General features: G+C 73.6%; 22 protein-coding genes. 13 read left to right on the forward strand and 9 right to left on the reverse strand.

All coding sequences use genetic code 11. From position 1 onward, the window contains the following. Window positions 1–539 precede the first annotated feature (539 nt). Window positions 540–1,817: an HNH endonuclease signature motif containing protein gene (locus tag FZC61_RS07045; RefSeq protein WP_148613460.1), complete on the reverse strand. Its 1,278-nt coding sequence runs from the start codon at window positions 1,815–1,817 to the stop codon at window positions 540–542. A 229-nt stretch (window positions 1,818–2,046) separates the two neighbouring features. Between FZC61_RS07045 and FZC61_RS07050 the strand changes: the two genes are divergently transcribed. Continuing rightward, window positions 2,047–2,253 carry a hypothetical protein gene (locus FZC61_RS07050; protein WP_148613461.1) on the forward strand — a complete coding sequence of 69 codons (207 nt, stop codon included), beginning with the start codon at window positions 2,047–2,049 and terminating at the stop codon, window positions 2,251–2,253. A 98-nt stretch (window positions 2,254–2,351) separates the two neighbouring features. On the opposite strand, the gene FZC61_RS07055 is transcribed toward FZC61_RS07050, so the two are convergent. Together FZC61_RS07055 and FZC61_RS07060 are read right to left on the reverse strand one after the other, a co-directional pair. Beyond that, window positions 2,352–3,257, reverse strand: a complete 906-nt coding sequence (locus tag FZC61_RS07055; RefSeq protein WP_148613462.1) for an SDR family NAD(P)-dependent oxidoreductase — start codon at window positions 3,255–3,257, stop codon at window positions 2,352–2,354. Between the two features lie 3 nt (window positions 3,258–3,260). Continuing rightward, complete coding sequence (locus FZC61_RS07060; protein ID WP_148613463.1) at window positions 3,261–3,464, reverse strand: hypervirulence associated TUDOR domain-containing protein; 204 nt, start codon at window positions 3,462–3,464, stop codon at window positions 3,261–3,263. A gap of 56 nt (window positions 3,465–3,520) precedes the next feature. Here FZC61_RS07060 and FZC61_RS07065 point away from each other — a divergent pair, with 56 nt between their 5' ends. Then, the gene (locus tag FZC61_RS07065; RefSeq protein ID WP_148613464.1) at window positions 3,521–4,363 is read left to right on the forward strand and encodes an SDR family NAD(P)-dependent oxidoreductase; all 843 of its coding nucleotides are present in this window, start codon (window positions 3,521–3,523) and stop codon (window positions 4,361–4,363) included. Window positions 4,364–4,590: 227 nt separating this feature from the next. Further along, window positions 4,591–5,670 carry a YihY/virulence factor BrkB family protein gene (locus tag FZC61_RS07070; protein ID WP_211357147.1) on the forward strand — a complete coding sequence of 360 codons (1,080 nt, stop codon included), beginning with the start codon at window positions 4,591–4,593 and terminating at the stop codon, window positions 5,668–5,670. Here the strand turns inward: FZC61_RS07070 and FZC61_RS07075 are convergent, their stop codons facing one another. Genes FZC61_RS07075 through FZC61_RS07085 form a run of 3 tightly spaced genes read right to left on the reverse strand, consistent with a single transcriptional unit; the run spans window position 5,671 to window position 9,037 of the window. After that, window positions 5,671–7,005, reverse strand: coding sequence for a bifunctional PIG-L family deacetylase/class I SAM-dependent methyltransferase (locus FZC61_RS07075; protein WP_148613465.1), 1,335 nt, complete (start codon window positions 7,003–7,005; stop codon window positions 5,671–5,673). Further along, window positions 6,999–8,066: an acyl-CoA dehydrogenase family protein gene (locus FZC61_RS07080; RefSeq protein WP_246142578.1), complete on the reverse strand. Its 1,068-nt coding sequence runs from the start codon at window positions 8,064–8,066 to the stop codon at window positions 6,999–7,001. Before FZC61_RS07080 ends, FZC61_RS07075 begins: the two co-directional genes overlap by 7 nt. Beyond that, entirely contained in the window at window positions 8,063–9,037 is a 975-nt protein-coding gene (locus FZC61_RS07085) for an NAD-dependent epimerase/dehydratase family protein (protein WP_148613466.1), read from the reverse strand. The genes FZC61_RS07080 and FZC61_RS07085 overlap by 4 nt, the downstream gene beginning before the upstream one ends. A gap of 164 nt (window positions 9,038–9,201) precedes the next feature. Between FZC61_RS07085 and FZC61_RS07090 the strand changes: the two genes are divergently transcribed. Both FZC61_RS07090 and FZC61_RS07095 read left to right on the forward strand, forming a co-directional pair. Further along, the gene (locus FZC61_RS07090; RefSeq protein WP_148613467.1) at window positions 9,202–9,915 is read left to right on the forward strand and encodes a glycosyltransferase family 2 protein; all 714 of its coding nucleotides are present in this window, start codon (window positions 9,202–9,204) and stop codon (window positions 9,913–9,915) included. Window positions 9,916–10,101: 186 nt separating this feature from the next. Beyond that, window positions 10,102–10,932 (forward strand): sigma-70 family RNA polymerase sigma factor, encoded by an 831-nt coding sequence (locus FZC61_RS07095; RefSeq protein WP_148613468.1) that lies wholly within the window; start codon window positions 10,102–10,104, stop codon window positions 10,930–10,932. 21 nt (window positions 10,933–10,953) lie between these two features. Here FZC61_RS07095 and malQ read toward each other — a convergent pair whose 3' ends face one another. The 3 genes from malQ to FZC61_RS07115 all read right to left on the reverse strand — a co-directional run bounded on the left by malQ (window position 10,954) and on the right by FZC61_RS07115 (window position 15,621). Next, window positions 10,954–12,762 (reverse strand): 4-alpha-glucanotransferase, encoded by a 1,809-nt coding sequence (gene malQ / locus FZC61_RS07100; RefSeq protein ID WP_211357148.1) that lies wholly within the window; start codon window positions 12,760–12,762, stop codon window positions 10,954–10,956. 352 nt (window positions 12,763–13,114) lie between these two features. Beyond that, window positions 13,115–14,383 carry an HNH endonuclease signature motif containing protein gene (locus FZC61_RS07110; protein ID WP_148613469.1) on the reverse strand — a complete coding sequence of 423 codons (1,269 nt, stop codon included), beginning with the start codon at window positions 14,381–14,383 and terminating at the stop codon, window positions 13,115–13,117. A gap of 242 nt (window positions 14,384–14,625) precedes the next feature. Then, window positions 14,626–15,621, reverse strand: a complete 996-nt coding sequence (locus FZC61_RS07115) for an SDR family oxidoreductase (RefSeq protein ID WP_148613470.1) — start codon at window positions 15,619–15,621, stop codon at window positions 14,626–14,628. Window positions 15,622–15,727: 106 nt separating this feature from the next. Here FZC61_RS07115 and FZC61_RS07120 point away from each other — a divergent pair, with 106 nt between their 5' ends. From FZC61_RS07120 to FZC61_RS07155, 8 genes are all read left to right on the forward strand, one after another. Next, the gene (locus FZC61_RS07120) at window positions 15,728–16,366 is read left to right on the forward strand and encodes a response regulator transcription factor (protein ID WP_148613471.1); all 639 of its coding nucleotides are present in this window, start codon (window positions 15,728–15,730) and stop codon (window positions 16,364–16,366) included. A 79-nt stretch (window positions 16,367–16,445) separates the two neighbouring features. After that, window positions 16,446–16,892 carry an SRPBCC family protein gene (locus tag FZC61_RS07125; protein WP_148613472.1) on the forward strand — a complete coding sequence of 149 codons (447 nt, stop codon included), beginning with the start codon at window positions 16,446–16,448 and terminating at the stop codon, window positions 16,890–16,892. Further along, window positions 16,889–18,472, forward strand: coding sequence for a phytoene desaturase family protein (locus FZC61_RS07130; protein ID WP_148613473.1), 1,584 nt, complete (start codon window positions 16,889–16,891; stop codon window positions 18,470–18,472). The genes FZC61_RS07125 and FZC61_RS07130 overlap by 4 nt, the downstream gene beginning before the upstream one ends. A 56-nt stretch (window positions 18,473–18,528) precedes the next feature. Then, window positions 18,529–19,191 (forward strand): hypothetical protein, encoded by a 663-nt coding sequence (locus FZC61_RS07135; RefSeq protein ID WP_148613474.1) that lies wholly within the window; start codon window positions 18,529–18,531, stop codon window positions 19,189–19,191. Beyond that, window positions 19,188–19,634, forward strand: a complete 447-nt coding sequence (locus FZC61_RS07140; RefSeq protein WP_211357149.1) for a phage holin family protein — start codon at window positions 19,188–19,190, stop codon at window positions 19,632–19,634. The genes FZC61_RS07135 and FZC61_RS07140 overlap by 4 nt, the downstream gene beginning before the upstream one ends. Next, window positions 19,610–20,149, forward strand: a complete 540-nt coding sequence (locus FZC61_RS07145; RefSeq protein WP_148613475.1) for a DUF3618 domain-containing protein — start codon at window positions 19,610–19,612, stop codon at window positions 20,147–20,149. The genes FZC61_RS07140 and FZC61_RS07145 overlap by 25 nt, the downstream gene beginning before the upstream one ends. 103 nt (window positions 20,150–20,252) lie before the next feature. Beyond that, complete coding sequence (locus FZC61_RS07150; protein ID WP_211357150.1) at window positions 20,253–20,903, forward strand: hypothetical protein; 651 nt, start codon at window positions 20,253–20,255, stop codon at window positions 20,901–20,903. Then, window positions 20,896–21,180, forward strand: coding sequence for a hypothetical protein (locus FZC61_RS07155; RefSeq protein ID WP_148613476.1), 285 nt, complete (start codon window positions 20,896–20,898; stop codon window positions 21,178–21,180). The genes FZC61_RS07150 and FZC61_RS07155 overlap by 8 nt, the downstream gene beginning before the upstream one ends. The last annotated feature ends 107 nt before the right edge of the window (window positions 21,181–21,287 follow it).

The following is a 21,287-nucleotide window of genomic DNA, read 5'->3' on the forward strand; positions in this document are numbered from 1 at the left end:
CCGCGCCCCGCGACAGGGGCAGTCCGAGGGCGACGGGTTGAGGGTGCGGCGGGGGTAGCCGCCCGCGCGTCGCGCTGGAGCCGGGCCGACCCGACTGACCTTCACGGTGGTCGAGGTGTGTGGGCTGCGACCGCAGCCGGCGCATCTGACCCGATCCCACGGTGGTCGAGGAGGTCGCCTGCGACCGTCTCGAGACCCACTCACCGCAGCGGGCCTCGATGACTTGGTCCGAACCCTGCGGTCGGGGTGGTTTCGTGACGGCCGCGGGCGGCCTCCTCAACCTCCGTGTGGCTCGGTCGTCGTACGACGTCACCCGACGGTGGTCCAGGAGGTCGTCCGCGACCGTCTCGAGACCCCCTCACCGCAGCCGCTCTCGGTGACTTGGTCTGCACCTTGCGGCCGGGGTGGTTTCGTGACGGCCGCGGGCGGCCTCCTCAACCACCGTGTGGTGCAGCCTGCTCGACCGGAGGGTGGGGTGAGGACCGCTGGGCGTGCCGGTGACCCCGCCGTGGTGGTGCTGGGCGGGGTCGGTGGGGCGGTCAGGGTCGTCGACGTGATGGGCGGGCTGGACGGGGTGGGCGGAGTGGTGGGGGTCTGCGGTCGACGAGGTAGGTGGCGCCGGTGGGGCTGGTCCAGTGGTAGAGCCCGGGTCGGAGCATGACGTAGCGCCAGCGGGAGTGGGTCTTGGCGCGGTGGTGGCGCCGGCAGAGCATCGCGAGGTTGTGAGCCGACGTCGGCCCACCCGCTGAGAACGGGATGATGTGGTCGAGGTCGACCCGGCGTCTGGTGCAGCCGGGGAACACACAGGTGTGGTCCCTGAGTCGTACGAGCTCGCGGATCGCGTCGGTGGGCTCGTAGGCCTCAGTGGCGGGGTCGGTGGCGAGGTCGACGACGGGTTTGACGGTGACCTTGGTGCCGGCGGCCTGGCACCAGTGACGGATCTGTTCGATGAGGACCGGGGACCAGGTGTTGTCGAGGAACCCGGGCAGGTCGGGGTGCTCGGCGTCCAGGTGGGCGTAGAGCGTGATCCCACGCCCGGTGCCACCGGTGATCTCGCCGGTGAGGAGGTCGAGGGCGAGCTGGTGGCGGCCCATCTCTCCCAGGGCTTGGGAGCGGCGGACGTCCAGGGTCTCGGTGGATCCGAGGTCGGCCAACGCCTGGGCCCCGTTCTTCAACGCGGCTTCGAGGTCGATCGCGTCGGCCAGGTCCAGGGTGGCGGTCATCTCCACGGTGCCCGACGTGTTGGCCTCGCCGAGGTGGACGTCGGCGTGACGGTTCTCGGCGGCCTTCTTCCTGCGGCGTTCGGCTTCGTCGGGGTCGTGCTTGGCCCGCGCGGCGTCGACGGCCCGGTCGACCTGGGCCCACGAACACGAGTGCAGGAACGGGGCGATGTCCTTATCGACCTCGGCCGCACCAGCCAAGGGGAGGTCGGTGGTGTGCTCGGCGACGCGGAAGGCCTTCCACACCGCCACCTCGAGCCGCACGACCCGGGCGTACAGGCGTGGGAGGCGGTAGCGCAGCTCGAGGGCTTTGCCGAGGTAGGCCAGGCCGCCGTCGGTGGACATCCCTAGTGACAACGCGAGGTCGAGGGCGGCGTACTCGCCGATGACCGGGCACCCGGGGCCGCCCAGGTGCAGGGCCGGTTCTTCCATGGGGTCGAGCAGGGCTGCGGTCTCGGACTCGTCGGCGGTGTTGACCGCTGCCCAGTCGAGGACGGCGGTGAGCTTGGCGACCTGGACCCTGGACTCGTCGTCGCGGTGTGCGCGCACGGACTCCAGCAGCGGGTCGCTGCTGGGGGTCCGGGTGCGGGTGGTCATGCGTTCATTCTACGCCCGATGTCTTATATTCGAAAGTGTGAGCGACTGGTTTATGGAGGAGTTTTCGGGATCGGTGGGGGTGAGTCTCGTGACGGTCGCCAGGGCGACCTCCTCGACCACCGTGTGGTCGGGTCGCGCCTCGGGGCGTTTGTCCGTGCGCCGGGGCTGTACGGGTGTTGAATCGGGTCGCGCGCCGCGCGGCGCGCACCACCCACCGAAGGGACATGACGTGGCAGGCATCGAGGACAAGCTCGACAAGGCGTACGAGACCAAGCCGGTGCAGGAGCTGGTGGACGCTCCGGTGGCAGCGCTGCAGGGCATCAGTGACGCGAAGGCGGCTCTGCTGACCGAGGCCCTGGGCATCAAGACGATCGGTGACCTCGGCACCAACAAGTACTTCCTGTGGGCTCAGGCGATCGCCAAGCTCGCCGAGTAGGTCGTCAGGGTGAGCAGTGCTCACCCATCGGGGGGCTCGCTGTCGGGGTGAGCCCGTGAGGTGGTCGGCGTGACAACGTCGACCACCTCATGCCCTTCCTACCCGCGCCACCTCGCCCGTCCGGTCCGCCGGTCGCGCAGACGCCCGCCGGTGGTCCAGCCGCCGCGCAGGCCCTCGTCGGACGGGTCCGCCTCGAAGACGTTGCCGGAGTCGTCGGCCGACTCAGGACCGCGGAGCACGACGCGGTCGACCATGGGGCCGACGAGTCGGTCGTAGACGGCAGGCAGGCCGCGGAAGCCTGCGACGGCCAGCAGGTTGGCCGGCCCGACGTGGTCGATCCGGCGCGGACGGTCGAGGCGGTGCACGCAGGCCGCAGCGACGCGTTCGGGCGTGACCACGGGCGGCGGTGCGGAGCCCAGGCGGCCGGCGTAGGTGCCGGCCTGGCGGTAGATCGGGGTGTCGACGGCGCCCGGCAGCACGAGGCTGACGTGCAGGCCGCGCTCGCGGCGTACCTCCGTCTGCAGCACGCGCACCAGCCCGAGCTGGCCCCACTTCGCGGCGCAGTAGCCGCCCATCGACGGCACGGCGATCTCGGCGAGCAGCGAGCTCACCACGACCAGGTGACCGCCGCCGGCCTCGCGGAAGCGCGGCAGGATCGAGCGGGCGAGGTTGGCGGTGCCGCCGACGGCGACGTCGACCAGGTGGTGCAGCACCTCGGCGGGCAGGTCCTCGACCGAGCCGTAGGCCATCGCCTGGGCCGTGGTCACCGCGCCGTCCACCCGGCCGTACGCCGCCACGCCGGCGGCCACCGCCCGCTCGACCGCGTCGGCGTCGGTGACGTCGGCGGCGGCGACCACGGTCGGTCCGGGCAGGCTCTCGGCCACGGCGTGGAGCCGCTGCTCGTCGCGCGCGACCAGCACGAGCCGGTCACCGCGGGCACTCAGCTGCTGCGCGACGGACAGTCCGATGCCGCTGCTGGCGCCGACGACGACGACCGAACGCACGCCTCAGCCCTTCTCGAGCGACGACTCCTTGTGGGCAGCCGTCGCTCCCGTCTTGTCGGACTCGACGATCCAGTAGGGCTCGTCGTCGCTCGCCTTGAACTTCTGGCCGTCGTGCTGGAACTCCCTCGTCTTCTTCTCGACCGCCTTGCCCACCGTCTTGCCCTGAGAGGTGTTCCAGTGGACCTTGTCGCCCTTGCTGATGCTCATGTCCTCGACGCTAGTGCGGCCCTCGCGGCGGCCGACTCCCCCCGACGGGCGCCCTCGTGCTGACCCGGTTGGTGGGTCACGGCCGCCGTCACGAGATGGTCGTCGTGGTGACCGGCGCCTCCAGCGGCATCGGTGAGGCCACCGCGCTGCGCGCCGCGGGGGAGGGCCACCACCTCGTCCTGGTGGCCCGCCGCGCGGACGTGCTCGAAGAGGTGGCCGGCGCGTGCCGCGAGGCGGGCGCCGCGTCGGCCGACGTCGTGGTCACCGACGTCTCCGACGACGCCGCGGTCGCGGCGATGGTCGAGCAGGTGCTCGCCCTGCACCAACGCATCGACGCCGTGCTGCACTGCGCCGGCATCGTCAGCTACGGCCGCACGGAGGAGACCACCGCCGACGACTTCGCCCAGGTCGTCGGCATCAACCTGCTCGGCGCTGCGTCCGTAGCGCGGCACGTCATCCCCGTCATGCGCGAGCAGGGCCGCGGCGACCTCGTGCTGGTCGGGTCGCTGCTCGGCCACATCGCCGTGCCCGAGATGACGCCGTACGTCGTGAGCAAGTGGGGCGTGCGCGCCCTGGCGCGCCAGCTGGTGATCGAGAACGTGGACAAGCCCGGGGTGCGCATCAGCCACGTGGCGCCCGGCAGCGTCGACACCCCGATCTACGACAACGCGCTCGACGACGCCGGCGGGGTCAACTCGCCGCCCCCGCCGACCATCAGTCCCGAACGCGTCGCGCGGGTCGTCCTCGACCGCGTCGACGCACGCCTGCACCGCTCCGGAGAGGTGCAGACCGCCTATCTCAACTACGGGATGATGGCGGCGTTCCGGCTGGCGCCGCGCACCTACGACCACGTGGTCGGCCCTCTCTTCGACCTCGTGTCGCGCAAGCGGGGGTCCTGAGCGACCGCAGTCATTCCTGGGGGTGGGGGTGGCCAGGCGCCGACCGACGTAACGTCAGTGGTGTCGCTGATGGAGTCGGACTTACGCAGTCCCGCCGTCGCCGACGCTCGATCCCGGCTCTGTCCGACCGAACCGTGCCGGGGTTCGTCTGAGGCTCCTCCTCCGCTCGGCGGGCGGAGGGGTCTCAGTCGTTTTACCGCCGCTGCGGCACGACGCGAGGAGATGCCATGCCAGAAGAACGAAGCACCACGGCCACCGAGATCAGTGCTCACCGCAAGCCCGCCGCAGCCACCAGTCGCGACGTGTCGGCGGACGAGCGCGAGCCCGACTCGCCGACCGAGCTGACCGGTCGGTCGAAGAAGTTCGTGCTGCGCAAGACGCTCTCGGAGTTCTCCGACGACCAGTGCACCGACCTCGCCGCCGCGCTGACCTACTACGCCGTGCTCGCACTGTTTCCGGCCGCGATCGCGCTCACCTCGATCCTGGGACTCGTCGGGCAGGGACCGTCGGCCGTCGACGAGGTGCTCAAGATCCTCGACCAGATCGGCGCCGGTGGCGTCGTCGACTCCATCGGTCCGACCCTGGGTGACCTGAGCGGCTCGCAGAGCGCCGGGCTCGCCTTCGTGCTCGGCCTCGCCGGCGCGCTCTGGTCGGCGAGCGGGTACGTCGGTGCCTTCGGTCGCGCGATGAACCGGATCTACGAGAAGGGGGAGGGGCGCCCGGTGTGGAAGCTGCGACCGGCGATGCTCCTCCTCACCGCCGTGCTGGTCGTCCTGGTCGCCGTCGTGCTGGCAGCGCTGGTGCTCACCGGCCCGGCCGCGCAGGCGGTCGGCGACTCGATCGGCCTGGGCGACACCACCGTCCTGGTCTGGAACATCGCCAAGTGGCCGGTGCTGCTGGGGATCGTGATGGTCATCGTCGCGCTCCTGTACTACTTCACCCCCAACGTGCGGCCGACGTCGTTCCGGTGGATCAGCGTCGGTGCGGTCGTCGCCATCCTCGTCTGGGTCGGGGCCAGCGTGGCGTTCGGCTTCTACGTGGCCAACTTCTCCTCCTACGACAAGACCTACGGCGCCCTGGCCGGCGTCATCGTCTTCCTGCTGTGGCTCTGGATCACCAACATCGCGCTGCTGTTCGGCGGCGAGCTCGACGCCGAGCTCGAACGCGGCCGCCAGCTGCAGCGCGGCGAGCCCGCCGAGGACGACATCCTGCTGCCCCACCGCGACACCCGGGGGCTGGACAAGAAGGCGAACAAGGAGCGCAAGCAGGCCGAGGAGGCCGCCGCGATCCGCCGCGGTCGCGGCTAGTCAGCCGGCGTGGGGGTCGGGGAGCTGGGCGGGGTCCGCGAGCACGAGGACCTCGACGTCGCGGTCGGCGTACTCGGCCACCACCGGTGGCAGCCCGGCTGAGCGCAGCCGGGCGTGCACGCCGGGGCCGTCGAGGGGCCACCCCACGACGGGGTGCCGCCAGTGGCAGAGCACGACGACGCCGTCGGGGGTGAGGCTCCCGCGGAGACGGGCGGCCAACCCGTCGAGGGCCGCCGGGCTGAGGAAGTAGCCCACCTCGCTGACGACGGCGAGGTCGACGGCGCCGTCGGGCCAGTCGACGGGCACCGACCCGAGACGTACGTCGACGTGGTCGAGCCCGGCGAGCCGGGCGAGGGCCGCGGTGGTCGCCGACGGGCTGGCGTCGAGCGCGAGCAGGGAGTCGCAGCGGGCAGCGAGGTCGGCGGCGAGCGCGCCGGTCGAGCACCCCACCTCCACCCCGCGCCGGAACCGCTCGCGCGGCAGCATCGCCAGCAGCAGAGCGCGTTTGCGGCGTTCGTACCAACGACGGTCGACGCCCCACGGGTCGGCCTGGGCCTCGTGCAGCGCGTCGAGGGCGTCGTCGCGGGCCGCGCCCTCCCAGAACACCTCGTACGACGCCGCGAAGTGCGCCAGGAAGTCGGCTGACAGCAGCGCCTCGTCGCCGGGCGCGGGTGACAGCGGACGCACCTGGGTGCGGTGGGCGGCGACGGCGGCCTGCTTGGTCGTCTGCTCGGCCGGGTCGAGGTCGAGACGTCGTCCGCTCGCCCACGGGGCGGCGGCGGGGTCGCCCCAGTGCCAGAACCAGACGGGGTACTCCAGCAGCCGGGCGCCGCTGCGGGCGGCCGTGGCCGCCGCGGCACGCCCGACGGCCTCGTGGTCGGCGTGCCCGTCACCGCGCCAGGGCGCGACGAGCAGGGTGTCGCGGCCGTCGCCGACGAGGTCGACGAGCCGGGCGACCAGGGCGTCCTCGTGGTCGCGCACCCCGCCGTCGGGCAGCGTGAGCAGCACGGGGCGGGTGCCGGGCGACAGCAGCGCGACGGCGGCGTCGAGCTCGACGGCGCGCAGGGCGGCCAGCTGCTCCTGGGAGTGGGTGGGGGAGCGTGGGTGGCAGGCCTCGCCTCGGGTCGCGACCACCACGACGACCTCGAGGCCGAGCCGGTGCGCGCGACCCACGAGCCCGCCGGCGCCGAGTGTCTCGTCGTCGGGGTGTGCGGCGAGCACGACCACCCGCGTCAGGGCCGCGAGGTCCACCGCGGGCAGGTCGTGGCGCGCGGTCTCCGCACGCCACCCGGAGGCGGAGGTGCCGGACGCGTCGTCGTGGCGGAACGTCACCACGGCGGGGAGTCCCCGTCGGCGAGCAGGCGCCCGGAGGCAGCGGAGTCGCGTGCCGCGTGGTGCTGGCGCAGGTAGAGGGTGAGGTCGGCGACGCGGGCCGCGTGATCGGGTTCCTGGCTCAACGGTGCGGGTCCGAGCGCGTGCCCGACCTCGGTGAGCACCGTCTCGGCCGCCGAGCTCACCACGTGGCGGACCCGGGCGGCCAGCAGCGCCGCGCCGTCGCCCGTCAGGGAGCCGCCCTCGACGCCGTCGACCCCGTCCACCAGGCCCGCCGCCTCGGCCAGCACGGCGCGGGCCGAGGTGAGGGCGGCGTCGACGACGCCGAGGTGCATCAGGCCGACCTGGTCGGGCTCGCGGTCGCGGACCGCGCGGGCCAGTCGGCGCGCGACCCCCACGGCGCCGCCGTACCAGACCGCGGCGACGCCGATGCCGCCCCAGGCGAAGCCCGGGCGCGAGAGGTACCACCCCGGACCGCCGACCGCGTGGGCGGGAACGGCGCCCATCACCAGGGCCGTCGAGGTGATCGCGGTCAGCCCGCGGGCCGCCCAGACGCCGTCGTCGCCGGAGACGCCGGGGTGGCTCAGGTCGACCTCGAACAGTCCGCGGCGGGTGGGCTCCACCCACGCGGTCACCAACGCGTGCGAGACGACGGAGGCCAACGAGCACCAGGGCTTGCGCCCCGTCAGCACCCACCACCCGGGGCCGTCGGCGACCGCCTCGAGGCGCGGTGGCGGGCCCTCGGCGGCGTAGACCCCCCACGTGCTGCCGGCGGGAGCGGACCCGCCCGCCTCGTGCAGGATCGACACCGCGTCGAGGTGCGGCTCGATCGTCCGGGCCACGGTGAGGTCCTGCGCCGCCACCGTGGCCAGGACCTCCCAGCGCAGGCGGGTGGCGCCGCTGCCGGGGTCGGGCACCAGGTCGGCGAGGTCGGCGGCCCAGGCGAGGGCTTCGGCGACGTCCGCGCCGGCCAGTGCCTGCGCCTGCGCGGCGACGTCGGTGAGGAGCGGGTCCGGGGCGCCCCCCGGGGACAGCAGCACCGGGCTCGCCACGGTGGCCGTCACGCGGGGTCCGTCGCGGCGGCGGACTGCACGTCGCCGCGCACGGACGTGCCGGGGGCACCGTTGCCGTCGCGAGAACGCCGCAGCGCCTCGGCGACCCCGGTGAAGCGGTAGCCGTCCTCGAGCAGGTCGCGGCGTACGGCGTCCTCGCGGCACACCATGTCGTGGCGCAGGCTCTCGGTCAGCGACGAGACCTCGGTGACCGGCAGGCCGCTGATGCGCGCGCAGGCCCAGCCGACCAGCCGCTGGGGGACGCCGGGCACCAGGAGCCGTCGACGGCGGAGGCCGGCGACCTCGGCGTACGCCGCGAGCAGCTCGGGGTAGGAGAGCACCTCGCTGCCGCCGACGTCGTAGTGCCGGTTGGTGCCGGGCGACCCGAGCGCGCGGACGATGACGTGCACGACGTCCTCGACCGCCACGGGCTGGATCGAGCTGCGCATCCACCGCGGCACCGGGGTCACCAGCGGGATGCGCTCGCTGAGCCGCCGCAGCAGCTCGTAGGACGTCGACCCGGCGCCGATGACCATCGAGGCCCGCAGCACGACCGCGGGCACGGGGCCGTCGAGGAAGACCTCCTCGACCTCCAGGCGCGAGCGCAGGTGGTCGGAGAGGTCGCCGTGGGGCACCAGTCCCGAGAGGTAGACGACCTGGCCGACCCCGGCGTCGGCGCACGCGGCGGCGACCCGCTGGGCCGCCTCGCGGTCCTGGCGCACGAAGTCCTCGGACTCCATCGAGTGCACGAGGTAGACGACGGTGTCGACGTCCCGCACGGCGCGGGCGACGAGGTCGTCGTCGGTGACGTCGAACGCGCGCGTCTCCACGTCGTCGGCCCACGGGTAGTCGTCGGTGCTCGCGGTGTCACGGCTCGCGGCCACCACCCGGTGACCTGCCTCGACCAGGGCCGGCACCAGGCGCGAGCCCACGTAGCCGGTCGCGCCGGTGACCAGCACCGTCCTGCCGTCTCCCGCGTCCACACGTCTCCCCTGTCGTCGTCCGGTCGTTGTCGTCGAGCACGTCCTGGCAACCTACGACGTCGCGCCCGCAACGCGGCTTCCGTCACCCGGGCAGGTGGTGCGTCGAACTCCCTCGAGCGGGTGACCGAGGAGGACCGGCACGCCACGGCCGCTACGTTCGCTGCATGGCCAGCGACCCGACCGACACCGTCGAGGTGGTCCACGTCGTGGTGCCGGCCCACGACGAGGCGCAGCTGCTTCCGGCGGCCCTCGACTCCCTGACCGCGGCGCTCGAGCACGTCCGCGACGCGACCGCCGGGGTGACCGCGCGGCTCACCGTCGTCCTCGACGCCTGCACCGACGACAGCGCCCAGGTCTGCGCGGGTCGCGACGTCGACGTCGTCGTGACCGCGGCCGGCAACGTCGGCGCCGCCCGGGCCGCCGGCACCACCCGTGCGGCCGCGCTGGCCGCAGCGGACGCCGTCGCCCCCGCCGCGACCTGGATCGCCTGCACCGACGGGGACTCCCGGGTGCCGGTCGACTGGCTCACCGACCAGCTCGCGGTGGCCCGGGCCGGTGCCGACGTCGTCCTGGGGCGCGTCGAGCCCGACGACACCGCCGCCGCCGCGGTCGTCGCCGCGTGGCACGCGCTGCACGACGACGGCCGCGTGGGCGTGCACGGGGCGCACCTCGGATTCCGGCTGTCCGCGTACGACGCCGCCGGCGGTTGGGCGCACCTCGCCGACCGCGAGGACCTCGACCTCTACCGGCGACTCCTCGCCACGGGCGCCCGCTACGGCGCGGCGACCCGGCCGGTGCTCACCTCCTCGCGCCTGCAGGGTCGCGTCTCCGGCGGCTTCGCGGCCTTCCTCGCCACCCTGGACCGGCCCGCTCCCTGACGATCACCCGCGCGGATGGGGGTCCTCGCGCCGCCGGGCCCCTAACGTGGAGGAACGGGATGCGCCCCATCGGGCCCCGTTCCACTGAATTCTCGGCTGCCGTCCATCGGCCCTTCTGGACCACCGCGTGACGCCGTCGTCGCGCCGTCCGTCTTCCCCTGCGCCCATCGGAGGCCTATCACCGTCATGTCCCTGAGCATCCTCGCGCGTCCCTGCGTCACCGATCGAGCCGAGCGGGCCGACAGCACCCGCGAGCTGCTGCACCGCGCCCGGCAGACCGCCGACGAGCAGGAGCGTCAGGACCTCCGGAGCGAGGTCGTCGTGCTCAACCGGCGCATCGCCGACGCGGTGGCCTCCCGCTACCGCGACCGCGGCGTCCCGATCGAGGACCTGCAGCAGGCGGCGTACGAGGGTCTGGTCAAGGCTGTGCACCGCTACGACCCGACCCAGGCCGAGGACTTGCTGACCTTCGCAGTGCCGACGATCAGGGGCGAGGTGCAGCACCACTTCCGCGACCGGTCGTGGATGGTGCGCCCGCCGCGCCGGGTGCAGGAGCTGCAGGCCCGGGCCACCCACGCGACCGTCGAGCTGCGCCGCGAGGTCGGCCGCGAGCCGACCGACACCGAGGTGCGCGACCGGCTCGGCATCGACGCCGCCGAGTACGCCGAGGTCGTCACGGCCTTCGGCTGCTTCAACCCGCCGTCGCTCGACCGTCCGCTCGGTGAGGAGGGGTCGGCCACGATGGGCGACCTGCTCGTCGACGGTCGCAGCGCGCACGACGCCGTCGAGGCACGCTGCCTGGTCGGACCGGCGATGAGCCGGCTGGCCCTGCGCGACCGTCAGGTGCTGTTCCTGCGGTTCTACGAGGAGCGCAGCCAGCGTGAGATCGGGGTCGAGCTCGGCCTCACCCAGGCCCAGGTCTCGCGCATCCTCGAGCGCGTGCTGCGCACGCTGCGCCGAACCGTCGGGACCGACGAGACCCAGGCCACGGCCGGCACACAGCGGCGTACGGCCTGAGCCGCTCCTTGCCGGCGCTCCTCAGCCGTGCAGGGGCTCGCGCTGCGCTGCCGGGCCCACGCCCGCGGCCCGCAGCAGCGCGGCCGGGCCGGGGTGGTCGGCGAGGTCCCCGACCGGCACCGGCAGCGGCACCGACCAGTTGTCCCGCTCCTGCGGCGTCGTGCCCGGCACGTTGGGACGGCGCTGCTCGCCCACCGCGTCCTCGAGCGAGAACGACAGCAGCAGCGACGGGGCCCGGCCGAGCTGGGCGTACGCCGCCGCCACGGCCTCCTGAGCCGACGCGTCGTCGGCCAGCCCGTCGCGCTGCAGCTGAGCGCGCAGGTGGTCGGCGCCGGCCCGTACGTCGGCCTCGGCCTGGTCCGACGAGGCCAGCTGGTCGTCGACGTCGGAGCCGTTCCACAGCCCGGTGACCGTCGGCAGGTCGTGGGTGGTCACCGTGGCCAGCGACCCGGCCGGCCAGGTCGCGGGGTCGTCGTCCTCGAACCACAGCACGCGATAGCTCAGGATGCCGCGCTCGGCGAGCGCCTCGGTCACGCCATCCTCGACGGTGCCGAGGTCCTCGCCGACCACGACGGCCTCGGCACGGTGCGACTCGAGACAGACGATGTCGAGCAGGTCGTCGGCCGGGTAGCGCACGTAGCAGCCCTCCTGCGGCCCGGCGCCCTGCGGGATCCACCACAGACGGAACAGGCCCATCACGTGGTCGATCCGCAGCCCACCGGCGCCGGCGATGGTCGCGCGCACCGACTGCACGAACGGCTCGTAGTCGGCCGCCCGCAGCCGCCACGGCACGAACGGCGGCGAGCCCCAGTCCTGACCGACGCTGTTGAGCGCGTCGGGCGGGCAGCCCACGGTGATGCCGTCGGCCATCACGCCCTGCCAGGCCCACGCGTCGGCGCCGCCGCCGGACACCCCGATCGGCAGGTCCTGCACGACCGTCAGGTCGCCGGTGGCCTCGCGCAGCTGCTCCGACAGCAGCCACTGCAGCCAGGCGTGGAACGTGACGTCGTCGGCGCGCTCCTCGGCGAGGCGTCGTACGGCGTCGCCGTGCGGGTCGTGCAGCTCGGCCGGCCACTCGTGCCAGTCGCCGCCGTGCTCCTGCGCGAGGACCATCCAGGTGGCGAACTCCTCCAACGGCCGGCCCACGTCGGCCCGCCAGGCGTCGAAGGCCGTGTCGTCGTCGCGCGCGGTGAAGGCCTCGCGCAGCACCCGCAGCTTGTGGGTCCAGGCCGTGTCGCGGTCGATGCCGTCGACCGGCACCGCCGGGGCCTCGTCGACGTGCAGGTAGACGGGGTTGCGGAAGCGCCGCGTCGCCGGCAGGTAGGGGCTGGCCTCCAGCGGCAGCACCGGTGCCACCGCGTGCAGCGGGTTGACCACCAGGAACCCACCGCCCAGCGACTCGGTCCATTCCCGCAGCGCCCGCAGGTCGGCGAGGTCGCCGACGCCGGCGCTGCCGGCCGAGCGCGCGGCGTACAGCTGGACGGCCCAGCCCCACCGTTGCTCCGGGGGCACCCAGCAGCGTCCGGGGGAGACCACCAGCCGGCGCTCTGGGGCGTCGTCGTCGGGCACCAGCACGTGGTAGCCGAACGGGAGGTCATCGGGCACGACGTCATCGAGGCGCGCGCTGCCGCCGTCCTCGAGCCGCACCTCGCCCGCCAGTCCCGTACGCCGCCCGCGTCGCGTCACGAGCGGAGCGGTGCGCTCGAGGTCGGCCGGGGGCTCGCCCATCACCGCCAGCACCCGCTCGACCGTGGCGTCGGGGACCCGCTGGGGCTGGTCGTCGGCGTCGGTCCAGTCCTGCTGGACGACCTGCTGCGGTGTGTCGCTCACGCGCCATGGCTACCACGTGGCCGTGGCGGCCTCCTCCACCACCGTGGGGCCCGGTCGTCGTACGACGTCACGGCACGGTGGTCGAGGAGGTCGCCTGCCGACCGCAGCCGGCGCATCCGACCCGATCCCACGGTGGTCGAGGAGGTCGCCCGCGACCGTCTCGAGACCCGCTCACCGCAGCGGGTCTGGGTGACTTGGTCTGCACCCTGCGGCTGGGTGGTTTCGTGACGGCCGCGGGCGGCCTCCTCAACCTCCGTGTGGTGCAGCCTGCTCCGACCAGACGGTGGGGTGAGGACCGCTGGGCGTGCCGGTGACCCCGCCGTGGTGGTGCTGGGCGGGGTCATCGGGGCGGTCAGGGTCGTCGACGGGGTGGACGGGGTGGGCGGAGTGGTGGGGGTCTGCGGTCGACGAGGTAGGTGGCGCCGGTGGGGCTGGTCCAGTGGTAGAGCCCGGGGCGCAGCATGACGTAGCGCCACCGGGAGTGGGTCTTGGCGCGGTGGTGTCTGCGGCACAGCATCGCGAGGTTGTGCGCTGACGTGGGTCCGCCGGCGGTGAACGGGATGATGTGGTCGAGGTCGACCCGGCGTCGGGTGCAGCCGGGGAACACACAGGTGTGGTCCCTGAGGCGTACGAGCTCACGGATCGCGTCGGTGGGCTCGTAGGCCTCGGTCGAGGGGTCGGCGGCGAGGTCGACGACCGGTTTGACGGTGACCTTGGTACCCGCTTGCTGGCACCAGGCGCGGATCTGCTCGACCAGCACCGGGGACCGGGTGTTGTCGAGGAACCAGGGCAGGTCGGGGTGCTCGGCGTCGAGGTGGGCGTAGAGCGTGATCCCACGACCGGTGCCACCGGTGATCTCACCGGTGAGGAGGTCCAGGGCGAGCTGGTGGCGGCCCATCTCACCCAGGGCCTGGGAGCGGCGTACGTCCAGGGTCTCGGTGGACCCGAGGTCGGCCAACGCCTGGGCGCCGTTCTTCAGGGCGGCTTCCAGGTCGATCGCATCAGCCAGGTCCAGGGTCGCGGTCATCTCCACGGTCCCTGACGTCGACGCGTCGCCGAGGTGGACGTCGGCGTGACGGTTCTCGGCGGCCTTCTTGCGGCGGCGTTCGGCTTCGTCGGGGTCGTGCTTGGCGCGGGCGGCGTCGACGGCGCGGTCGACCTGGGCCCAGGAGCAGGTGCGCAGGAAGGGGGCGATGTCCTTGTCGACCTCGGCTGCACCTAGGACAGGGAGGTCGGTGGTGTGCTCGGCGACCCGGAACGCCTTCCAGACCGGGACCTCGAGCTTGACGACGCGGGCGTAGAGCCTGGGCAACCGGTAGCGCAGCTCCAACGCTCTGCCCAGGTAGGCCAGACCACCGTCGGTGGACATGCCCAGCGACAGGGCGAGGTCGAGGGCGGCGTACTCGCCGATCACGGGGCACCCGGGGCCGCCCAGGTGCAGGGCCGGTTCTTCCATCGGGTCCAACAACACCGCGGTCTCGGACTCGTCGGCGGTGTTGACCATCGCCCAGTCCAGGACCGCGTTGAGCTTGGCGACCTGCACCCTGGACTCGTCGTCGCGGTGCGCGCGCACGGACTCCAGCAGCGGGTCGCTGCTGGGGGTCCGGGTGCGGGTGCTCATGGATTCATTCTACGCCCGACGGCATATATTCGAAAGTGTGAGCGACGAATTTGTGGATGAGTATTCGGGGGTAGGTGGGGGCGGTGGGTCTCGTGACGGTCGCTAGCGCGACCTCCTCGACCACCGTGGGGTCGGGTCGTCGTACGGCCTCGCCCGGTGGGTCTCGTGACGGTCGCTAGCGCGACCTCCTCAACCACCGTGGGGTGACGGTGGGTGGCGCGACATCCTCGACCGCGGACCCCTCAGGCGAGCCCCGGCACCAGCCGACGCACCGTGCCGGTCGCGCGGGTGACCACCCGGGCCAGCGCCGAGACCGGGTCGTGCGAGGAGGCGTCGTCGTCGAAGGGTCCGTGGGCGCCGGCGTCGTGCTCGGCGTCCAGCGGGTCGAACAGGTTGTGCGCGTCGGTCGGGTGGGTGACCTGGTCGGTCTGCTGCCCGTCCACCCCGGTCCGGGCCAGGTAGCGGTCGAGGAACCACGGGGCGACCCGGTTGCCGAGCACCGTGTAGACCGTGGCGACGCCGACCCACGAGTTGCGACGGGGGTGCTCGGCGGCGAATCGGATGGCGCGGGCGCACACCTCGGGTTGCACCAGCGGCGGCACCGGCATCGGGTGCCCGGGCATCTTGTTGAGGTTCCAGGTGAACTGTGGGGTGTTGACCCCGGGGAGCGTGACCAGGTCGACGGTGACCGCGCTGCCGGTCGCCCGCAGCTCGGTCCGCACCGACTCGGTGAGGCCCTTGGTCGCGTGCTTGGCGCCACAGTAGGCCGACTGCAGCGGGATCGACCGGTGGGCCAACGACGAGGACACGTTGACGATCGCGCCCCGGTCGCGAGGTCGCATCACCGACAGCGCCGCGCGTACGCCGTTGACCTGGCCGCCGTAGGTGACCGCGGTGATGCGGTCGAACTCCTCGACGGAGGTGTCCCAGAAGTAGCTCAGCGCGCCGACGAACGCGTTGTTGACCCAGACGTCGATCGCGCCGAGCTCGGCCTCGACCCGGTGGGCTGCACGCTCGACCGCCGCGGTGTCGGCGACGTCGACCGCCAGCGCCAGGCAGCGGCGTCCGAGCGCCTCCACCTCGGCGCGCGCACCGTCCAGGCCGGCCTGCCCGCGGGCCAGCACCGCCACGTCGTAGCCGGCCTCGGCGAACTCGCGCACCGAGGCCCGTCCGATGCCGGCGGTGCCCCCGGTGACGACGACGACGGGGGCGGTGGTCTGGGAGGACGAGGAGGACATGCCTCCACTGTCACCGCAGGCCCGACCGCCCGGGACCACCCCGTGGGACCCCCGGGAGCGTGGGGACGCTCACCCGCCGTCGGTCGCTCGTCCCTAGGATGGCGCCGTGGCAGGGTCTCGCGTCCGGGTGGCGATCGTCGACGACTACGAGATCGTGGTCGCGGGGCTGGCGGCACTGCTGTCGCCGTTCGCCGACCGGGTCGAGGTCGTCGAGCTCGACAGCAACGTGCCGGTGATCTCCGACGTCGACGTGGTGCTCTACGACTCGTTCGCGCAGGTGCAGGGCCCCGACATCGACCTCGACGACCTCGTCGGCGGGGGCCCGGCCAAGGTGGTGGTCTTCAGCTGGAACACCTCGCCGGACCTGGTGCGGCAGACGTTCGACGCCGGCGTCCACGGCTACGTCTCGAAGGGCGTGACCCCGCAGGGCCTGGTCGACGCGCTGCTGCGGGTGCACGCCGGCGAGCGGGTGGCCCCCGAGCCCGACCCGCCGGCACGCGACGACGTCGGCGCGTGGCCCGGGGCCGACGTCGGGCTCAGCGGGCGCGAGTCCGAGGTGCTCGCGCTGATCTGCCAGGGCCTGAGCAACGACGAGATCGCCGAGCGCCTCTTCGTCACGGTCAACACCGTCAAGACCTACATCCGCACGTGCTACCGCAAGATCGACGTCGACACCCGCACCAAGGCCGTCCTCTGGGGCCTCGAGCACGGGTTCCGTCCCGACCGGAGCCGCACGGTCACGTAGCGCCGACGCCGACGTCACCGGTCGTCGTTCCCCTCGGCAGGTGAGGGTACGAGCACGCGAGCCGCGGTTGACTCGAAGAATGAGCACCCGCCGCAGGATCGTCCACGCCACCCCGCAGCAGGTCTGGGACGTGCTCGCCGACGGGTGGCTCTACCCCGTCTGGGTCGTCGGGGCCTCCCGCATGCGCGAGGTCGAGGACCACTGGCCCGTCGCCGGCGCCAGGCTCCACCACTCCGTGGGGGTCTGGCCGGCCATGATCGACGACAACACCGAGGTGCTGCTGTCACGCCCGCCGGCCCACCTGCGTCTGCGGGCGCGGGGGTGGCCGCTGGGCGAGGCCCAGGTCGACGTCCGGATCGAGGCCCACGACCAGGGCAGCGAGGTCTCGATCACCGAGGACGCCGTCAGCGGCCCGGGCCGGCTGCTCCCCAAGCCCGCCCGCGACCTGGCGATCGGGCTGCGCAACGTCGAGACCCTGCAACGGCTCGCCTTCATCGCGGAGAACCGCGCCGACTCGCTGCGATGACCTCCCACGACGCCGTCGTCGTCGGCGCCGGGCCCAACGGTCTGGTCGCGGCCAACCACCTGGTCGACGCCGGCTGGTCCGTGCTCGTCGTCGAGGCGCAGGACGAGGTCGGGGGAGCGGTCCGCAGCGACCGCGAGCTGCACCCCGACTTCGTGCAGGACACGTTCAGCGCGTTCTACCCGCTGTCGCCCGCGTCGGCGGCCCTCGCACCGCTGCGGCTCGAGGAGCACGGCCTGGCCTGGTCGCACGCACCCGCCGTGCTCGGCCACCCGCTGCCCGACGGGCGCTGGGCGGTCCTGCACCGCGACCGTGAGATCACCGCGGGACTGATGGACGAGCAGCACCCCGGCGACGGCGAGGCCTGGCACGAGCTGTGCGCGCTGTGGGACCGGATCGGCGACCCGGTCGTGGCCGGCCTGACGGGCCCGTTCCCGCCGGTCCGGGCCGGACTGCGGATGCTCGCGCGGTTGCGCTCGGCCGGAGGCCTCGACCTCGTGCGCACCCTGCTCACCCCGGCGACCGCGCTCGGCGAGCACCGCTTCGGCGGCGACGCCGCGGGCCTGCTCCTCAGCGGCAACGCGGGGCACGCCGACATCCCCATCGGCTCGCCCGGCTCAGGACTCTTCGGTCTGCTGCTGACGATGCTCGGGCAGACCGTGGGCTTCCCGGTGCCCGTCGGCGGCGCGGGCGAGCTGTCGGCCGCACTGCGTCGGCGGCTCGAGTCGCGCGGCGGGGAGGTGGTCACCGGGGCCGAGGTCACCTCGATCCTCGTCCAGGACCGCACAGCGAGAGCAGTGCTCACCGAGCACGGCGTCCGACACGACGCACGACGGGCCGTCGTCGCCGACGTGTCCGCGCTGCGGCTGTTCAACCGGCTCCTGGCCCCCGGCGACGTGCCGCCCCGGGTCGTCCGCGGCATGAGGTCCTTCGAGCTCGACCCGGGCACCGTCAAGGTCGACTGGGCCCTCAGCGGCCCGGTGCCGTGGGCCAGCCCGCCGCCGTACGCCCCGGGGACCGTGCACGTCGCCGACTCCGTCGACCAGATGGGACGAGCGCTCGCCCAGGTGGCCTCCCACACCATCCCGGCCGACCCGTTCTTGCTCACCGGTCAGATGACGACCAGCGATCCCACCCGCTCGCCCGCCGGCACCGAGTCCTTCTGGGCCTACACCCACGTGCCGCAGTCGGACGCCCCCGTCACCGACGAGCTCGGCGAGATCACCGGACGCTGGGACCGCGACGACTGCGAGCGCTTCGGCGACCGCATCCAGGCCCGCATCGAGCGCCTGGCTCCCGGGTTCGGCTCCCGCCTCGTGGGACGCCGGGTGCTCGGACCCCGCGAGCTCGAGGCGCGCGACGCCAACCTCATCGGCGGCTCGCTCAACGGCGGCACGGCCCAGCTGCACCAGGAGCTCGTCCTGCGCCCCGTCCCCGCCCTGTGGGGACGGCCCGAGACCGGCGTACGACGGCTCTACCTCGGCTCGGCCTCGGCCCACCCCGGTGGCGGCGTGCACGGCGCACCCGGGGCCAACGCGGCGCGGGCCGCGCTGCTGCACCACCGCAGTCACCTGCGCAGGTGAGGGTCAGCCCTTCGGCGCTGGGCACCGGGACCCCACGTCAACCGAAGGGATGCCCCATGACTGACACCACCATGACCGACCACACCCGGGCCGCCGCGGCCACCGCGGCCGACGAGGGCAAGCACGTCGCCGGCGTCGCCCAGGGCGAGGCCACCAAGGTCGTCGGCGAGGCCGCCGCCCAGGCCCGGTCGCTGGCCGGCGAGGCCACGACCCAGGTCGCCGAGCAGGTCGCCGACCAGACCCGCGTACAGCGCGACAAGCTCGTCGGCACGCTCGGCTCCCTGGGCGACGACCTCGACCAGATGGCCGAGCGCGGCAACGGCGGCCTGGCCGCCGACGTGGCCCGCGAGGTCGCCGGGCACGCCCGGTCCCTGACCTCCTACCTCGACGGCCGCGAGCCGGGGGACCTGCTCGAGGACGTGCGCGACTTCGCGCGTCGCCGTCCGGGCACCTTCCTGCTCGGGGCCCTGGCCGCCGGCGTCGTCGCCGGTCGGCTGGCGCGCGGCGTCAAGGACGCCGGCCCCACCTCGTCGCCGTCCAGCCCAGCGCAGCCGCAGGTGCCCGCACCGACCTTCGGCACCACGCCGCCGGTCAGCCCTGCGGTGACCTCCGAGCCGGGCTTCCCGCCGCCCGCCGCCGCCCCCGCCTTCGCGACCCCGCCGGCGTACGCCGGTGGTCAGGCGGACGGCTTCGGCACCCAGCCCGGGTCGCCTGCGTGAGCGCGGCCGACCCGTACGCCGGCAGCCAGGCCGTCGGCGCGACGCACGATCCCGACGTCTCCGCCGGCACCCGCAGCCTCGGCGAGATCGTCGGCGAGGTCACCGACGACCTCAGCACGCTGATGAAGCAGGAGCTCGAGCTCGCCAAGGTCGAGCTCAAGCAGGAGGCGACCAAGGCGGGCAAGGGCGCCGGCATGCTCGTCGGCGCCGCCCTCGGCGGCCTGATGCTGCTCGTCTTCCTGTCGCTGGCGCTGATGTGGCTCCTCGACGACTTCCTCATGCTCGAGCTCGCGGCGTTCATCGTCGCCCTGCTCTGGGGTGCCGTGGCCGCGACGCTGGCCGTGCTCGGTCGCAAGCACCTCAAGAACGCCAACCCGCAGCTGCCGAAGACGCAGCAGACACTCCAGGAGGACGCACGATGGGCCAAGACACAGACCAGCTGACCACCGACATCGCGGACACCCGCGACCGGATGAGCACCCACCTCGACGAGCTGCAGGACAAGGTCAGCCCGGCGGCCATCGTCGATCGGCGCAAGCAGGCCGCCCGCGCCAAGGTCGGGGGCCTGAGGGAGAAGGCCCTCGGCACCGCGCGCTCGGCCAACGACGCCACGCCGTCGGCGTCCGACGCGGCCGACACCGCCAGGCAGCAGTTCCAGGGCGCGCCCCTGGCCGCCGGTCTGGCCGCCTTCGGGCTCGGCATGGTCGTCGCGGCGCTCGTGCCGGCCAGCGAGGCCGAGTCCCGTGCCGCCGTCCAGGTCAAGGACGCCGTGCAGGACAAGGCCCAGCCGCTCGTGGACGACGCCAAGCAGGCGGCGACCGAGCTCGGTGCGGACCTCAAGGACAGCGCCGCCTCCTCGGCCCAGCAGGTCAAGGACGTCGGTACCGACGCCGTGGGCACCGTCAAGGACGAGGGGCGGTCCTCGGCTGCCTCGGTGGGGAGCGAGGTGGCCCCATGACCGACGCACGCCACATCTGACACGCGGGGCTCCCGTCGACCTGGTCGACGGGAGCCCCTGCGCCGTCCCACCCCCGACCCGTCTCCACGTGAGGACACGACCCATGAGCACCACCCCGACCGGATCCGACCGCACCACGCACCAGCCCGCCGTCAGCGAGCCCGTGCCCCCGACCGCCATCACAACACAGGGCCGGCGCGAGGTCGTGGACCGGGAGAAGCAGGAGCACGGCGGGGTCAAGGTCGGCTCCGCGTTCTTCGGCTGGGTGACTGCCACCGGCATCGCTGTCCTGCTCACCGCCGTCCTGGTCGCCGCCGGGACCGCCATCGGCCTGGCCGCGGTGGACGACCTCGACCAGGTCACCGACAGCGCCTCCGACCAGGTGGACACGATCGGGCTGGTCGGAGGCATCGCCCTGCTCGTGGTGGTCTTCCTCGCCTACGTCTGCGGCGGCTACGTGGCCGGGCGGATGGCTCGGTTCGACGGGCTGCGCCAGGGTCTCGCGGTCTGGCTCTGGGCCGTCCTGGTCGCGGTGGTGGTCGCGGTCGTCGCGGCGGTCGCCGGCTCGAGGTACGACGTGCTCTCCCAGCTCAACAGCTTCCCCCGGATCCCGCTCGACGCGGGTGACGTGACCACCGGCGGCCTGGTGGCCCTCGGCGCCGTCGCCGCTGCCAGCCTCGTCGGCGCCCTCCTCGGTGGCGTGCTCGGCATGCGCTTCCACCGCTCGGTGGACCGGACCGGACTGGGTGACTGAGCGCGACCGCGTGCGGGCGCCGGGGACGACCGCCTCGGTCGAGCCGGGCGCCCGGTCCGGCCACGTGCTGCTGTGGGCCGGACCGGTGGCCGCCTTCGTCGTCGCCCTGCTGCTGGCCCCGGACCGCGGACCCGGCAGCCCGGCGCCGCGGTTCCCGCAACCGGTGGGGTCGGTCACCGCAGACCGTGCCGGGGACCCTGGTGACGACGTGTCGTCGCCCCTCAGCCCGGGACCCGTGCCGCAGCCGGCGCGCCGCCGCACCGTCGACCCGCACTGACCTGCGGCGCAGGCCCGCACGGATCCACCGCACGGATCCATCGTGCAGACGACCCCGCCAGGAAGAACCTGACGGGGTCGTCGTACGTCGTCCCGCCCTCGACGGGC

This window comes from Nocardioides rubriscoriae (assembly GCF_008087085.1).
Lineage (GTDB): Bacteria > Actinomycetota > Actinomycetes > Propionibacteriales > Nocardioidaceae > Nocardioides > Nocardioides rubriscoriae.